13 protein-coding genes and 1 riboswitch are annotated in these 15,437 nt (G+C 61.4%); of the genes, 11 read left to right on the top strand and 2 right to left on the bottom strand.

What is annotated here, in order from left to right; translation table 11 throughout:
• Positions 1-3: 3 nt before the first annotated feature.
• On the bottom strand, positions 4-1,443 hold the full coding sequence (locus JFU58_RS30380; protein ID WP_063033408.1) for a TolC family outer membrane protein: 1,440 nt from the start codon (positions 1,441-1,443) through the stop codon (positions 4-6).
• Positions 1,444-1,639: 196 nt separating this feature from the next.
• Positions 1,640-1,745, top strand: a riboswitch (TPP riboswitch).
• 145 nt (positions 1,746-1,890) lie between these two features.
• On the opposite strand from JFU58_RS30380, the gene thiC reads away from it, so the two are divergent.
• On the top strand, positions 1,891-3,795 hold the full coding sequence (gene thiC, locus JFU58_RS30375) for a phosphomethylpyrimidine synthase ThiC (RefSeq protein WP_008439122.1): 1,905 nt from the start codon (positions 1,891-1,893) through the stop codon (positions 3,793-3,795).
• A gap of 136 nt (positions 3,796-3,931) precedes the next feature.
• On the top strand, positions 3,932-5,221 hold the full coding sequence (gene cytX / locus JFU58_RS30370) for a putative hydroxymethylpyrimidine transporter CytX (protein ID WP_063033407.1): 1,290 nt from the start codon (positions 3,932-3,934) through the stop codon (positions 5,219-5,221).
• Here cytX and JFU58_RS30365 read toward each other — a convergent pair.
• Entirely contained in the window at positions 5,190-5,936 is a 747-nt protein-coding gene (locus JFU58_RS30365) for an RsiV family protein (protein WP_063033406.1), read from the bottom strand. The genes cytX and JFU58_RS30365 overlap by 32 nt on opposite strands.
• Before the next feature lie 211 nt (positions 5,937-6,147).
• Between JFU58_RS30365 and JFU58_RS30360 the strand changes: the two genes are divergently transcribed.
• From JFU58_RS30360 to JFU58_RS30320, 9 genes are all read left to right on the top strand, one after another.
• Entirely contained in the window at positions 6,148-6,765 is a 618-nt protein-coding gene (locus JFU58_RS30360) for an NUDIX domain-containing protein (RefSeq protein ID WP_063033405.1), read from the top strand.
• Entirely contained in the window at positions 6,756-7,205 is a 450-nt protein-coding gene (locus JFU58_RS30355) for a DUF1249 domain-containing protein (RefSeq protein WP_003209507.1), read from the top strand. The genes JFU58_RS30360 and JFU58_RS30355 overlap by 10 nt, the downstream gene beginning before the upstream one ends.
• Before the next feature lie 99 nt (positions 7,206-7,304).
• Positions 7,305-8,120, top strand: coding sequence for a 3',5'-cyclic-AMP phosphodiesterase (gene cpdA / locus JFU58_RS30350; RefSeq protein WP_177025971.1), 816 nt, complete (start codon positions 7,305-7,307; stop codon positions 8,118-8,120).
• Positions 8,121-8,169: 49 nt separating this feature from the next.
• On the top strand, positions 8,170-8,778 hold the full coding sequence (locus JFU58_RS30345) for a YqiA/YcfP family alpha/beta fold hydrolase (protein ID WP_063033404.1): 609 nt from the start codon (positions 8,170-8,172) through the stop codon (positions 8,776-8,778).
• Positions 8,779-8,822: 44 nt separating this feature from the next.
• On the top strand, positions 8,823-10,727 hold the full coding sequence (gene parE / locus JFU58_RS30340; protein ID WP_003209518.1) for a DNA topoisomerase IV subunit B: 1,905 nt from the start codon (positions 8,823-8,825) through the stop codon (positions 10,725-10,727).
• The gene (locus tag JFU58_RS30335; RefSeq protein ID WP_017478324.1) at positions 10,727-11,722 is read left to right on the top strand and encodes an esterase-like activity of phytase family protein; all 996 of its coding nucleotides are present in this window, start codon (positions 10,727-10,729) and stop codon (positions 11,720-11,722) included. Before parE ends, JFU58_RS30335 begins: the two co-directional genes overlap by 1 nt.
• The gene (locus JFU58_RS30330; RefSeq protein ID WP_063033402.1) at positions 11,719-12,240 is read left to right on the top strand and encodes a retropepsin-like aspartic protease family protein; all 522 of its coding nucleotides are present in this window, start codon (positions 11,719-11,721) and stop codon (positions 12,238-12,240) included. The genes JFU58_RS30335 and JFU58_RS30330 overlap by 4 nt, the downstream gene beginning before the upstream one ends.
• 10 nt (positions 12,241-12,250) lie before the next feature.
• The gene (gene parC / locus JFU58_RS30325; protein WP_003217539.1) at positions 12,251-14,515 is read left to right on the top strand and encodes a DNA topoisomerase IV subunit A; all 2,265 of its coding nucleotides are present in this window, start codon (positions 12,251-12,253) and stop codon (positions 14,513-14,515) included.
• Between the two features lie 177 nt (positions 14,516-14,692).
• Positions 14,693-15,400: a PqiC family protein gene (locus tag JFU58_RS30320; protein ID WP_026078082.1), complete on the top strand. Its 708-nt coding sequence runs from the start codon at positions 14,693-14,695 to the stop codon at positions 15,398-15,400.
• The last annotated feature ends 37 nt before the right edge of the window (positions 15,401-15,437 follow it).

Genomic DNA, 15,437 nt, shown 5'->3' with positions numbered 1-15,437 from the left:
TCGTTAATAACCCGGGTTAGCCTTCAACTGCTCCGCAGCCGCCTTGGCCAGGTCCGGTGGCAGGAAGTCCTTGTCCGGGTTGTAGTCTGCCTTCAAATACCGCGCCAAATCCTGCAAGTCCCCGGGGTTCAATGTGCCCGCCGCCTGCTTCAACCGCAGGTTGTCGAGGATGTAGTCGTAGCGGCTGTTGTTGTAGTTGCGCACCGAGGTGTACAGCTGGCGCTGGGCGTCCAGCACATCGACGATGTTGCGCGTACCCACCTGGTAACCGATTTCCGTGGCTTCCACCGCGCTCTGGTTGGAGATGATCGACTGACGGCGCGCCTGCACCTGCTCCACATCGGTGTTCACCGCGCGGTGCAGGTTACGGGTGTTTTCCACCACTTGGCGACGCAGGCCTTCGCGCTGCTGCTCGGTCTGCCCCAGGCGGGAATAGGATTCGCGCACTTGCGAGCTGGTCAGGCCGCCGCTGTACAGCGGGATCCTCAACTGCAAGCCTACAGTGCGTTGCGACACGTCACCGTGATACGGCTGGCCGAAGGCGCTCGGGTTGCTGAAGCCCAGGGCGTCATTGTCACCTTTTTCATATTGCGCCACGGCATCCAGGGTCGGCGCGTGGCCGGCCTTGCGTTGCTTGAGGGTTTCTTCGGCGGCGGTGACCGCATAGTTGCTGGCCAGCAGGTTCAGGTTCTGGCGGCCGGCGGTTTCGACCCAGGCTTTGGCGTCGTTCGGCGACGGCGGCAGCACCGGCAGCGTGTGCACGATGCCCTGGATTGAGTTGTACTGGCGGTTGGTCAGGGTGATCAGCGCTTCGAAGGCGTCGTCCACCTGGCGCTGGGCCAGGATCCGGTTGGCGCGGGCGGTGTCGTAGCTGGCCTGGGATTGCAGCACGTCGGTCTTGTCCGACAGGCCAACGTCAAAGCGTTCATTGGACTGGTCCAGTTGGCGCTTGAATGCGGCTTCTTCGGCCTTGGTCGAGGCCAGGTTGTCCTGGGCACGGAGTACGGCAAAGTAGTTTTCGGCGCTTTGCAGGATCAGGTTCTGTTCGGTGGCCGAGAGTTGCAGTGCAGCCTGTTCATTGACTGCTTCGGCGGCTTGCAGCTGGAACCACCGATCAGCGCGGAACAGCGGCTGGCTCAAGGTCGCACGCCAGGAATGGGCGTCGCGGTTGACCGTGGCGGCGGGTTGGTCCAGCTGGGTGCGCACATTATTGATGTCGGCACCGGCCGACAGGTTCGGCAGCAAACCGGCGCGGGCCTGGGGCACCACTTCTTTCTGCGCGCCGTATTGGGCGCGGGCGGCGGCCAGGTCGGCGTTGTTGTCCACCGCTTCCTGGTAGACGCTGACCAGGTCGGTTTTGGTCGTCAGGGGCGCTTCAGCTGCCCAGACCAGTCCGTTGGTCGCACAAGACACGGCGAGAGCCAGTGAAAGTTTGCGCAGCATGAGGCGATCCCTAGAGTAAATATTACGGCGATAATTTGGAGCCCAAGGCTAAGGCGGCCCATTCCTGGCGTCAAGACCTTGAGCAGTCACCGAGTGTAGTGGCGCTATCACGGCACAACAATCCTGTAATTACGCCATTCATCACGATGAATGCACCGTCATTGGCAATTTGCCTGCTCCATGGTCTAGACTGGCCGCGTTCTTGTCGGGGTGCCTTGTTGGAAGGCTGAGATCGGTAAATACCGGATCCCGTTGAACCTGATCAGGTTAGCGCCTGCGTAGGGAACAAGATTTCTCGTCACCCGGCGAGTCCTCTTGTGCTTCGTCCGGGATGTTGTTCGACAATCGAACAGCCCGTGCGCCAAGCACAGCACTGTCACAGTGCGTCCATCCGTCACAGGTTCGCTCCGACAAAAATCCACCACCTGGATAGTTGGAGAGCCCGTGATGAGCATCGAATTAAAAAGCCAAAAATCAAAAAACACCGTGCACTTGAGCGAATCGGCCAAGGTTGACTCCGGTTCCGTGCAGCCGTTTACCCGCTCGCAAAAAATCTACGTCCAGGGCACCCGTCCGGATATCCGCGTGCCGATGCGTGAAGTCAGCCTTGATGTGACCCCCACCGACTTCGGCGGCGAAATCAACGCGCCCGTGGTGGTCTACGACACCTCAGGCCCCTACACCGACCCGAATGTGATCATCGACGTGCGCAAGGGCCTGGGCGATGTGCGTTCGCCGTGGATCGAATCCCGTGGCGACACCGAGCGTCTGTCGGGCTTGAGCTCGCACTTCGGCCAACAGCGCCTGAGCGATGCCGAACTGACCGCGCTGCGTTTCGCCCACGTGAAAAACCCGCGCCGCGCCAAGGCCGGGGCCAACGTCACCCAGATGCACTACGCCCGCAAAGGCATCATCACCGCCGAGATGGAATACGTTGCCATCCGCGAAAACATGAAGCTGGAAGAAGCCCGTGCCGCCGGCCTGCTGGATCAGCAACACGCCGGCCACAGCTTCGGCGCCAGCGTGCCGAAAATCATCACCCCGGAATTTGTGCGCGAAGAAATCGCCCGTGGCCGCGCGATCATCCCGGCCAACATCAACCACACCGAACTGGAACCGATGATCATCGGCCGTAACTTCCTGGTGAAGATCAACGGCAACATCGGCAACAGCGCCCTGGGTTCGTCCATCGAAGAAGAAGTGGCGAAACTGACGTGGGGCATTCGCTGGGGTTCGGACACGGTGATGGACCTGTCCACCGGCAAGCACATCCATGAAACCCGCGAGTGGATCATCCGCAACTCGCCGGTGCCGATCGGTACCGTGCCGATCTATCAGGCTCTGGAAAAAGTCGGCGGCGCCGCTGAAGACCTGACCTGGGAGCTGTTCCGCGACACCCTGATCGAACAGGCCGAGCAGGGCGTCGATTACTTCACCATCCACGCCGGCGTGTTGCTGCGCTACGTGCCGCTGACCGCCAAGCGCGTCACCGGCATCGTTTCTCGTGGCGGTTCGATCATGGCCAAGTGGTGCCTGGCGCACCACAAAGAGAACTTCACCTACACCCATTTCGACGAAATCTGCGAAATCATGAAGGCCTACGACGTCAGCTTCTCCCTGGGAGACGGCCTGCGGCCGGGTTCGATTGCCGACGCCAACGACGCCGCACAATTCGGTGAACTGGAAACCCTCGGCGAACTGACCAAGATCGCCTGGAAGCACGACGTGCAAACCATGATCGAAGGCCCGGGCCACGTGCCGATGCAGCTGATCAAGGAGAACATGGACAAGCAGCTGGAGTGCTGCGACGAGGCGCCGTTCTACACCCTCGGCCCGCTGACCACCGACATCGCGCCGGGTTATGACCACATCACCTCGGGCATCGGGGCGGCGATGATCGGCTGGTTCGGTTGCGCCATGCTCTGCTACGTCACGCCGAAGGAACACTTGGGCCTGCCGAACAAGGATGACGTAAAGACCGGGATCATCACCTACAAGATCGCAGCGCATGCGGCGGACTTGGCCAAGGGGCATCCGGGGGCGCAGATTCGTGACAACGCATTGAGCAAGGCGCGCTTCGAATTCCGCTGGGAGGACCAGTTCAACCTGGGCCTGGACCCGGACACGGCGCGTTCGTACCACGACGAAACCTTGCCGAAGGACTCGGCCAAGGTCGCGCATTTCTGCTCGATGTGCGGGCCGAAATTCTGCTCGATGAAAATCACCCAGGAAGTGCGTGAGTACGCGGCCAACCAGCGCATTGAAGCGGTGGATGTGGACGTGGCCAAGGGACTGGCAGAGCAGGCGGAGCGGTTCAAGCAGGAAGGTAGTCAGCTGTACAAAAAGGTCTGAACCCGATGATCGTTCCCACGCTCCGCGTGGGAATGCATCCCGTGACGCTGCGCGTCACAAAAGCGGACGCAGAGCGTCCAAAGCGGCATTCCCACGCAGAGCGTGGGAACGATCATGTCCCTCTGAGATAACACCCTTGAGCATTCAACCCAGCACCTATTCCCCAGACATCGCGGTGCCCGCCGACAAACGCGTCTTCGGCGCCCGCGATCTCTTCTCCTTGTGGTTTTCCCTGGGCATCGGCCTGATGGTCCTGCAAACCGGCGCGCTGTTGGCGCCGGGCCTGGGCCTGTCCGGCTCGTTGCTGGCGATCTTCCTCGGCACCCTGGTCGGCGTCCTGCTGCTGGCCGCCGTCGGCGTGATCGGCAGCGACACCGGCCTGTCCTCCATGGCTGCCCTCAAACTCAGCCTCGGCACCAAGGGCGCAAGCCTGCCGGCGCTGCTGAACCTGCTGCAACTGATCGGCTGGGGCTCGTTCGAAATCATCGTGATGCGCGACGCCGCCAGCCTGTTGGGCGCCCGCGCGTTCAGCGAAGGCAGCCTGCTGACCAGCCCATTGTTCTGGACCCTGGTATTCGGCGCCCTCGCGACCTTGCTCGCCGTCAGCGGTCCGCTGACTTTTGTGCGGCAGATCCTGCGCAAGTGGGGCATCTGGCTGTTGCTGGCCGCCTGCCTGTGGCTGACCTGGAACCTGTTCGCCAAAGCCGACCTGGCTGTACTCTGGGCTCAGGCCGGTGACGGTTCGATGCCATTCGCCGTGGGCTTCGATATCGCCATCGCCATGCCGCTGTCCTGGCTGCCACTGATTGCCGACTACTCACGCTTCGGCAAACGCGCGAAAAACGTGTTCGGCGGCACGGCGCTGGGTTTCTTTATCGGTAACTTCTGGCTGATGAGCCTGGGCGTGGCCTACACCCTGGCGTTTGCGCCGAGCGGTGAAGTGAATGCGTTACTGCTGGCATTGGCCGGGGCTGGCCTGGGGATTCCGCTGCTGCTGATCCTGCTGGATGAATCAGAAAACGCCTTCGCCGATATTCACTCGGCGGCGGTGTCCAGCGGGATTCTGTTGCGCTTGAAAGTCGAGCACCTAGCGTTGGCCATCGGCGTTATCTGCACGCTGATCGCCTGCTTCGCGCCGTTGGCGCAGTACCAGAACTTCCTGCTGCTGATCGGCTCGGTGTTCGCGCCGCTGTTTGGCGTGGTGCTGGTGGATCACTTCATCCTGCGCCGCCGTGGCCTTGGCGTCGCTGCCAACCTGCGCTGGCCGGCGCTGTTGGCCTGGCTCGGTGGCGTCAGTACTTATCACTTGCTGGCGAATCTGTACCCGGATGTCGGCGCGACCCTGCCGGCGCTGGTGCTGGCAGGGCTGTTGCACTTCATCCTGGGCCGGGCCTTCAGTGGCGTGCGGGCACCAGCTCAGGCTTGATCACGCCGGTCAGGCGCGCATAGGGGATGGTCATCTCGATCAGCCCCAATGCGTAGGGCGCGATGGTGGTCACGTTGTACTTGAGCACCACGCCATTGCTGGTCAGCGCCACATTCGGGGTTTTCTGGAACGGCCAGTTCTTCACGAACTCCGGGTCGCGGTCCATCTGCGAGTTGATCAGCCAGTTGTTGTGGGCGACTTTCGCGGTCTTCCAGAACGCATCTTCCTGGCCCGGCAACAGCATGTCGGTCAGGCTCAGCTCTTTGTGCAGCAGGCGTGAATAGTTGATGAAGCCGCGGCCCGGCTCGCCGTGGGCGGTGCCGGTGTCCAGATAGCTGGACACTTCGATGATCACCAGTCCGTCATGCTGCTCACGTACCTTGGCCTGCAAGTACATGCTGTTGCGGTCAGGGGACTCACGCAAGAACTTGTCGCGGTAGGCGTTCAGGGTTGCGGGCATGCTCTGGCCTGGCGAGGTGCGGGCCATCTGCAGCAGGCGCTGCTCGATGATCTGGTCCAGCTGCGGCTCGGACGGGAAGTGTACGGTGTCGATATTGACCAGCGGGCAATCCGGGCTGCTGCAGCCGGGTTTGATCTGCTCGGAGGCGTCGGCGGTGGTGTCCAGCGGCTTGAGATAGCTCGGTTGGAACAGGCTCTGGCAAGCACCCAGGGTCAAGGCGATACAGGCCACGGAGGCGATTTTTAAAAGCGACATGTGTGTCCTTCATAAATCGAGGAAAGGTGAAAATGTGGAGCTTCGACTCCCGACAAGGCAGTCAGTTCGCCACTAAGCTGATTAGAGTGAGTTTGACGCCCGCCGTCTATCCCGGCAACCGGAAAGGGGCTGCATCAAGGGGCTCGAGCGCGTTAGGATGGCGCGATGTCGAGGCCGCCTCGATACCGCAAGGCAATAAACGAGGGTTGATATGACGGACACAGCGAAATCGACGCCGAGCAAGGTCGAGATTGTTCAGCGCGACAATGCCTACAAGGGCTTCTACAAACTGGATCGGCTGAAGCTGCGGCACGAGAAGTTTGATGGTGGCATGAGTCGTGAGCTCAATCGCGAAGTCTTTGTTCGTCATGACGCCGTGTGTGTGCTGCCCTACGACCCGCAGCGCGATGAAGTGGTGCTGATCGAGCAGTTTCGCATAGGCGCCATGGGCCGTACCGACAACCCGTGGCTGATCGAAATGGTTGCCGGCCTGATCGACAAGGATGAGCAACCGGAGGAGGTTGCACACCGCGAAGCCGAAGAGGAAGCTGGCCTTACATTCTCCGCACTCTGGCCGATCACGAAGTACTTTCCGTCGCCGGGTGGCAGCACCGAATTTGTCCACTTGTTCCTGGGCCGTTGCGAAAGCGCCGGGGCCGGTGGCGTCCATGGACTGGAAGAGGAAGCTGAAGATATCCGCGTCACCGTCTGGGCCTTTGAAGACGCCCTGCAAGCGGTACGTGACGGTAAAATTTCCAACGCAGCGAGCATTATTGCCCTGCAATGGCTTGCGCTTAATCGCGCGGAAGTGAGGGGGTTATGGCAGTAAAGGCACGGGAGCGATATCGGGTTGACCTGATCGGGCTGCAAGCAGCCTGCGAGGCCAACTATGCACGGCTCATGCGGCTGCTACCGGATATGCGCCACACCCCCGAGGCGCGGCGTATTGCCGTGACCCACGGCGATCAGATGCTCGGCGTGCTGACCCTGGAAGTGATCGTGAACTGCCCGTACACCACCACCCTGCGGGTGCGCCAGGAGCACAGCCTGCCGTGGCTGCCGGTGCCGCAGCTGGAAGTGCAGGTGTACCACGACGCGCGCATGGCCGAAGTGATCAGCGCCGAACATGCACGACGCTTTCGCAGCATCTATCCTTACCCCAATGTGTTCATGCACCAGCCCGATGAGAAAGCACAGCTCAATGTGTTCCTCGGTGAATGGTTGAGCCACTGCCTGGCCCTGGGCCACGAGTTCGAAGTCGTTCGATAGATGTGAACTGCGTCCGCTTCACGGGTTTCCTCTTTGTGTCCTGCCCCAGCATAATCGCCTCAAATGTCCATTCCTGTGATCACGCCCTGGGAGAACGCCTTGCCGAGCGTATCCGCCTTGAACCCTGACGCTTCGGCGTTGCTGGTGCAGTTGTCCGATAGCCACCTGTTTGCCGAGGCGGAGGGCGGGCTGCTGGGCATGAAAACCCGCGAGAGCCTGCAACGGGTGATCGAGTTGGTGCTGGCGCAGCAGCCGCAGATTGATCTGGTGCTGGCCACCGGGGATTTGTCCCAGGACGGCACGCTGGAGTCCTACCAGGCGTTTCGTGACATGACCCGACAGATTGAAGCGCCGGCGCGCTGGATTCCGGGGAATCACGATGAGCCGCAGGTGATGCTGCAAGCGGCGATCAACAGTGCGTTGCTGGAGCCGGTGGTGGATGTGGGTAACTGGCGAATCACCCTGCTGGACTCGGCGGTGCCGGGCTCGGTGCCGGGGTATTTGCAGGACCAGCAACTGCAACTGTTGGCGCAATCGTTGAGTGAGGCGCCGACTCGGCATCATCTGGTGTGTTTTCACCATCATCCGGTGTCGATTGGGTGTGCTTGGATGGAGCCCATCGGTTTGCGTAATCCTGAGGCGCTGTTTGCGGTACTGGATCGGTTCCCGCAGGTGCGTGCGGTGCTTTGGGGGCATGTGCATCAGGAAATCGACCGCGAACGCAACGGCGTGCGTCTGCTGGCTTCGCCATCCACCTGCATCCAGTTCGCCCCCGGCAGCGAGGACTTCAAGGTGAGCGAGGAAGCGCCCGGTTATCGCTGGCTGCGCCTGCATGCCGACGGACGGTTGGAAACCGGCGTGGAGCGGGTGCAGGGCTTTGCGTTTCAGGTGGATTACGGTAGCAACGGCTACTGAGATTTCCCTGTAAACTGCGCCTCTTTGGCTGACCCACAGAGGACCCGGAATGTCCGCATCGATCTTGTATATCCACGGCTTCAACAGCGCTCCAGCCTCCAACAAGGCCAGCCAGTTGATCACCGTAATGGACAGCCTCGGTCTGGCCGACCAGTTGCGCGTGCCGGCACTGCATCACCACCCCCGCCAGGCGATCCCCCAGTTGGAGGCGGCTATCCGTGACCTCGGAAGGCCACTGCTGGTAGGCAGCTCCCTCGGCGGCTACTATGCAACCCATCTTGCCGAACGCCATGGCCTCAACGCCTTGCTGGTCAACCCGGCAGTCAGCCCTCATCGGATGTTCGACGGATACCTGGGCACCCAGAAGAATCTCTACACCGATGAGACCTGGGAATTGACCCATGATCACGTTGCAGCCCTGGCCGAGCTGGAAGTACCGGCGCCTCAGGACCCCCAGCGTTATCAGGTGTGGTTGCAGACCGGCGATGAAACACTGGATTATCGGCTCGCCCAGCAGTATTACCGGGCCTGTGCCTTGCGCATCCAGGCCGGTGGCGACCACGGTTACCAAGGCTTTGCCCAGCAGTTACCGGCGCTGTTGAGTTTTGCCGGCATTGGCGCAGATCAGTACCAATCCTTCGATTTCACCGCATTGTGAAACCGCAGGTTACTTTTTAATCGAACGACTCACGACGAGACCCCATGGCCACTCCCAGCGCTAGCTCTTATAACGCCGACGCCATCGAAGTCCTCTCGGGCCTCGACCCGGTGCGCAAACGCCCCGGCATGTACACCGACACCAGTCGGCCGAACCACCTTGCCCAGGAAGTCATCGACAACAGTGTCGACGAAGCCTTGGCCGGGCACGCCAAGTCGGTACAAGTCATCCTTCACGCCGACCATTCCCTGGAAGTGTCCGACGACGGTCGCGGCATGCCGGTGGACATTCACCCGGAAGAGGGGGTGTCGGGCGTCGAGCTGATCCTCACCAAGCTGCACGCCGGCGGCAAGTTCTCCAACAAGAACTACCAGTTCTCCGGTGGCTTGCACGGTGTGGGTATCTCCGTGGTCAACGCCCTGTCGAACCATGTGCGGGTCAAGGTCAAGCGGGACGGCAACGAGTACCAGATGACCTTCGCCGATGGCTACAAAGCCACCGACCTGGAAGTGATCGGCACCGTCGGCAAGCGCAACACCGGCACCAGCGTGTACTTCGCGCCGGACCCGAAATACTTCGATTCCCCCAAATTCTCCATCAGCCGCCTCAAGCACGTGCTCAAGGCCAAGGCTGTCCTGTGCCCGGGCCTGCTGGTCAGCTTTGAAGACAAAGGCACCGGCGAAAAGGTCGAGTGGCATTACGAAGACGGACTGCGCTCCTACCTGGAAGACTCCGTCAGCGAATTCGAACGCCTGCCCAACGAGCCGTTCTGCGGCAGCCTCGCCGGTAATAAAGAAGCGGTGGACTGGGCCTTGCTGTGGCTGCCGGAAGGCGGAGACAGCGTTCAGGAAAGCTACGTCAACCTGATCCCGACCGCCCAAGGCGGTACCCACGTCAACGGTTTGCGCCAGGGCTTGCTGGATGCCATGCGCGAATTCTGCGAATACCGCAGCCTGCTGCCCCGCGGCGTGAAGCTGGCACCGGAAGACGTCTGGGAGCGAATCGCGTTCGTCCTGTCGATGAAGATGCAGGAGCCGCAATTCTCCGGCCAGACCAAGGAACGCCTGTCGTCCCGTGAGGCTGCGGCGTTTGTTTCCGGTGTGGTCAAGGACGCTTTCAGCCTGTGGCTCAACGAACACCCTGAATTGGGCCTGGCCCTGGCAGAGCTGGCGATCAACAACGCCGGCCGCCGCTTGAAGGCCAGCAAGAAAGTCGAACGCAAGCGCATCACCCAGGGCCCGGCACTGCCGGGCAAGCTGGCGGACTGCGCCGGGCAAGACCCGATGCGTTCTGAACTGTTCCTGGTGGAAGGTGATTCCGCCGGTGGCTCCGCCAAGCAAGCGCGGGACAAGGAATTCCAGGCGATCCTGCCCCTGCGCGGCAAGATCCTCAACACCTGGGAAGTCGACGGCAGCGAAGTGCTGGCCAGCCAGGAAGTGCACAACATCGCCGTGGCCATCGGTGTCGACCCGGGTGCGGCAGACATGAGCCAGTTGCGCTACGGCAAAATCTGCATCCTCGCCGACGCCGACTCGGACGGTTTGCACATTGCGACCTTGCTCTGTGCGCTGTTCGTCCAGCACTTCCGCCCGTTGGTGGATGCCGGTCACGTCTATGTCGCCATGCCGCCGCTGTACCGTATTGACCTGGGCAAAGAGATTTTCTACGCCCTGGACGAAGCCGAGCGCGATGGCATCCTCGATCGCCTGGTGGCCGAGAAGAAACGCGGCAAGCCTCAGGTCACCCGATTCAAAGGCCTGGGTGAGATGAACCCGCCGCAATTGCGGGAAACCACCATGGACCCGAACACCCGGCGCCTGGTGCAATTGACCCTGGAAGATTTCGCCGCTACCTCGGAAATGATGGACATGTTGCTGGCGAAGAAACGCGCGCCGGATCGCAAGAACTGGCTGGAGTCCAAGGGCAACCTGGCCGAGGTTCTGGGCTGATGCGCAGCGGTTTCGCCCTGGCGATACTGTTGTTGAGCGGGTTGGCGGCCACCTCGGTGGCCGCAGCGCCTGCGGCTGAGCTGAAGCTGTTGTCGGAACACCCGGTGGAAGGCATGCGCGGCGGTAACCTGTCGGGCCTGGCTGTATGCGGTAAGGCGTTGTGGACGGTATCCGACCGCGACGACGACCAGATCTACCGGCTCGATATCAGTGCCGATACCTGGCAGGCCGAAACGGTGAAGATCAATGTGCCGCCGGTGCCGGAATCCGGCTTGCCCTTTGGCTTGCGCTCACGCACCAAGGCGGCGTCGTTGATTCGCGGTGGCGACCTGGATTTTGAAGGTATCAGCTGCGATGCGGCGGGCAACCGTTACATCGTCAGCGAAGCCCACGCGGCGGTGCTGCAAGTGCCGGTGACCGGTGAGCCTGAGTGGCTGAAGATCGCCCCGGGCATGGTGCGAGAGGCTCGGGCCAGTGGCATGTTGCTGCACTTCAATGCGTTGTTCGAAGGCTTGGCGGTGAATCCTGAAGGCAATCAAATCTGGCTTGCGGCCGAACGTGAGCGGCGCGGGCTGATTTCCATCAAGCGCCCGCAAACCCTCTGGGATTGCGACGGCCCTTGTGTATTGCTGAGTGAGGCCGGCCAGGAAATGCAGCCGGCTCAATTCCCGGGGGCCAAGGCGGTGTCCAAGGACTTTGCCGACCTGGCACTGTTCAATGGCAAGCTGTTTACCCTGGAGCGCAATGCGTTTCAGGTGTGTCGCCGGGACGCGGTCACGGCCAAGGTGGAGTTGTGCTGGTCGTTTGCTGATGAAGCGCTGACGCCGAATCGGCGTTACGCCCAGGCGTATGGCTTGGCTGAAGCCCTGGTGGTAGACGCAGACGGTGCCTGGATCGGCATCGACAATAATTTCAAGCCGCGCGCCGATGGTGAAAAACGGCCGATGGTCTATCGTTTCGCCGCCCCTGCCGGTGGCTGGAGCGCCAAGCCATGAGCGCCCAGCCACCCGGCAAGCGCGCCGGACGGGTGTTGATGTTCGTGGCCTGGGGCGCCGGCCTGTTTTTGGCCACACGATTTTTTGGGCAGTGGGAAGCACGTCAGGAAAATCCCAATGCCGTAGTCACCTCGGAGCAACACGAGGGTTACATCGAAGTAAAACTGCTGGGCAACGGCCAAGGGCATTTCGTCGCCACTGGCCAGATCAACGGTCAGCCGGTGCAGTTCATGCTCGACACCGGGGCGACCGACGTGGCGGTTCCGGCCGAAGTGGCCGACCGTCTCGGGCTTAAACGCGGCATGCCGGTTGGCGTGAGTACGGCCAACGGGCGAACCCAAGGCTTCCGGACCGAGCTGGGCCGTCTGCAACTGGGCGATATCGTCCTTCAGGACGTGCGCGCCATAGTGGTACCGGGATTGGGCGACGAACAGGTATTGCTGGGCATGAGTGCTTTGAAACAACTTGAATTTACCCAGCGCAGCGGCACCTTGCTGCTGCGCCAGACCAAACAATGATGAGGCCCGCATGAGTGACATCCTTGCAGACAGCTTAGACGGCGTTGAACGCCGGTCGCTGGCTGACTTCACCGAAAATGCCTACCTCAACTACTCCATGTACGTGATCATGGACCGTGCCTTGCCGCATATCGGCGACGGCCTGAAGCCCGTACAGCGGCGCATTATCTATGCGATGAGTGAGTTGGGCCTGGACGCTGACTCCAAGCACAAGAAGTCGGCGCGTACCGTCGGTGACGTGCTCGGTAAATTCCACCCCCATGGCGACTCGGCGTGCTACGAAGCCATGGTGCTGATGGCCCAGCCGTTCAGCTATCGCTACACGCTGGTGGATGGCCAGGGTAACTGGGGGGCGCCGGATGATCCCAAGTCCTTTGCCGCCATGCGTTATACCGAGGCGCGCTTGTCGCGGTATTCGGAAGTGCTGCTCAGCGAACTGGGCCAGGGCACGGCCAACTGGGGCCCGAACTTTGACGGCACCCTCGACGAGCCGTTGGTGTTGCCGGCACGTTTGCCGAATATCCTGCTCAATGGCACCACCGGCATCGCCGTGGGCATGGCCACTGACGTACCGCCCCACAACCTGCGGGAAGTGGCCAGCGCGTGCGTGCGCTTGCTGGATGAGCCGAAGGCTACGGTCGAGCAGTTGTGCGAGCACATTCAGGGCCCGGACTATCCGACCGAAGCGGAAATCATCACGCCTCGCGCCGATCTGCTGAAAATCTACCAGACCGGTAAAGGCTCGGTGCGCATGCGCGCCGTGTACCACATCGAAGACGGCGACATCATCGTCACCGCGCTGCCGCACCAGGTGTCCGGCGCCAAGGTGCTGGAGCAGATTGCCGCGTTGATGCAGGCCAAGCCGTCGAAGCTGCCGCAAGTCGCCGACTTGCGTGACGAGTCCGACCACGAGAACCCGTGCCGCATCGTGATCATCCCGACCAACAGCCGGGTCGACCACGAAGTGCTGATGCAGCATCTGTTCGCCAGCACCGAGCTGGAGTCCAGCTACCGGGTCAACATCAACATCATTGGCCTGGACGGCAAGCCGCAGCTGAAGAACCTGCGGGCATTGCTGGTGGAGTGGCTGGAGTTCCGGGTACAGACCGTGCGTCGCCGCCTGCAATTCCGCCTGGACAAGGTCGAGCGCCGCCTGCACCTGTTGGACGGTTTGTTGATCGCCTACCTCAACCTGGATGAAGTGATCCACATCATCCGTACCGCCGAGCACCCGAAGGCCGAGCTGATCGCGCGCTTCGAGCTCAGCGAAATCCAGGCTGACTACATCCTCGACACCCGTCTGCGTCAGTTGGCGCGTCTGGAAGAGATGAAGCTGCGGGACGAGCAGGACGCGCTGCTCAAAGAGCAAGCCAAGCTCCAGGCCCTGCTGGGCAGCGAAGCCAAGCTGAAGAAGCTGGTGCGCACGGAGCTGATCAAAGATGCCGAAACCTATGGCGATGATCGCCGTTCGCCGATTGTCGAGCGTGCCGAAGCCAAGGCCCTGACCGAAACCGAGCTGCTGCCCAACGAGAAAATTACCGTCGTTCTGTCGGAAAAGGGTTGGGTTCGCTCGGCCAAGGGGCATGATATTGACGCCACCGGCCTGTCGTACAAGGCTGGTGACGGTTTCAAAACCGCTGCGGCGGGGCGTTCCAACCAGTTTGCGGTGTTTATCGACTCCACCGGTCGCAGTTATTCAGTGCCGGCGCATACGTTGCCGTCGGCGCGGGGGCAGGGCGAGCCGTTGACCGGGCGCCTGACACCGCCACCGGGTGCGAATTTTGAATGCGTGCTGCTGCCGGACGATGATTCGCTGTACGTCATCGCCTCCGATGCGGGCTACGGGTTCGTGGTCAAGGGTGAAGACCTGCAGGCCAAGAACAAGGCGGGCAAGGCGTTGTTGAGCCTGCCGAACAACGCCAAGGTGATCCTGCCGCGTCCGGTGGAAGACCGTGAAGGCAATTGGCTGGCATCGGTGACCACCGAAGGGCGCCTGCTGGTGTTCAAGATCAGCGATTTGCCGCAGTTGGGCAAAGGCAAGGGCAACAAGATCATTGGTATCCCCGGGGAGCGGGTGGCCAGTCGCGAAGAGTACGTGACCGACATCGCCGTGATCCCGGAAGGCTCGACCCTAGTGTTGCAGGCCGGCAAGCGCACGTTGTCACTGCGCCCTGACGACCTTGAGCACTACAAGGGTGAGCGGGGGCGTCGCGGCAATAAACTGCCGCGCGGCTTCCAGCGGGTGGACGCTTTACTGGTGGAAACGCCGGTTTAACGCGATATAGAGCGCCCGATCTACGATTTAACCCGTAGATCGACGCTTTCGCGCTGGAGTCATGGCGCATATTCACGGATGATATGGCCTTTCCAGCGCCGGCGTGGCTGAGCGCGTTTAGGTTATTTTTGAGTATTACATTGTGGTTCGCCTTGTGGCAGCCACCTGGATGGGATGATGACTGCTCCGCGCCTTCCTTTATTTTTGTTGCTCGCTGGCGTTTTGGGCCTGGCGGGTTGCAGCACACATCAACCTGTGTCGCTGTATCAGCTGGACAGTGGAAGTCCGGCTCAGCCTGCACAAAGTGCCGGCATGGCAGTATTGCTTGGCCCGGTTGTGGTGGCCGACTACCTGCAACGTGAAACCCTGCTGCAACGTCAGAACGACGGCAGCCTGCAAGGTTCCACCGATGGTCGCTGGGCCGGTAGCCTGTCGTCCGACATCAATCAGTTGATGTTGCGCCAGGTGGCGGGCCATCTGGACAGCCAACGTGTGGTATTGGCCCCGGCGCCGTTGGGTTTTGCCCCGGACGTACAGGTGCTGCTGACCATTACGCGGCTGGACTCGGGCGTTTCGCAACCCGCGATCCTCGACGCGCAGTGGCGCTTGATCGACCGCCGTGGCCAAGTGCGGGATAACCGCATCGTGCACCTGCAGGAAGAACACGCCGGCAGCACCGCGTCCCAGGTCCAGGCCCAGGGTGTGTTGTTGCAACGTTTGGCTGAGCAGCTGTCCGTCGCTCTCAAGCCACTGGCCAATCAGCCGGCGGTTGCAGAGGCACCACGCAAACAGGCCCCGGCGCAGCCCAAGGCTGCGGCACCGGAAAAGCCGAAGATGCCGATGGCCGTGCCAATTCGTACGGATATGGAAGTGTTCAGGTTCTGACCTGAATACAGACCAACAAAAAGGCCCGCTGATGAGC

Source organism: Pseudomonas sp. TH34 (assembly GCF_016650865.1).
Lineage (GTDB): Bacteria > Pseudomonadota > Gammaproteobacteria > Pseudomonadales > Pseudomonadaceae > Aquipseudomonas > Aquipseudomonas yamanorum.
The sequence above is the reverse complement of the archived record's forward strand: the minus strand, read 5'-3'. Positions and strand labels throughout refer to the sequence as shown.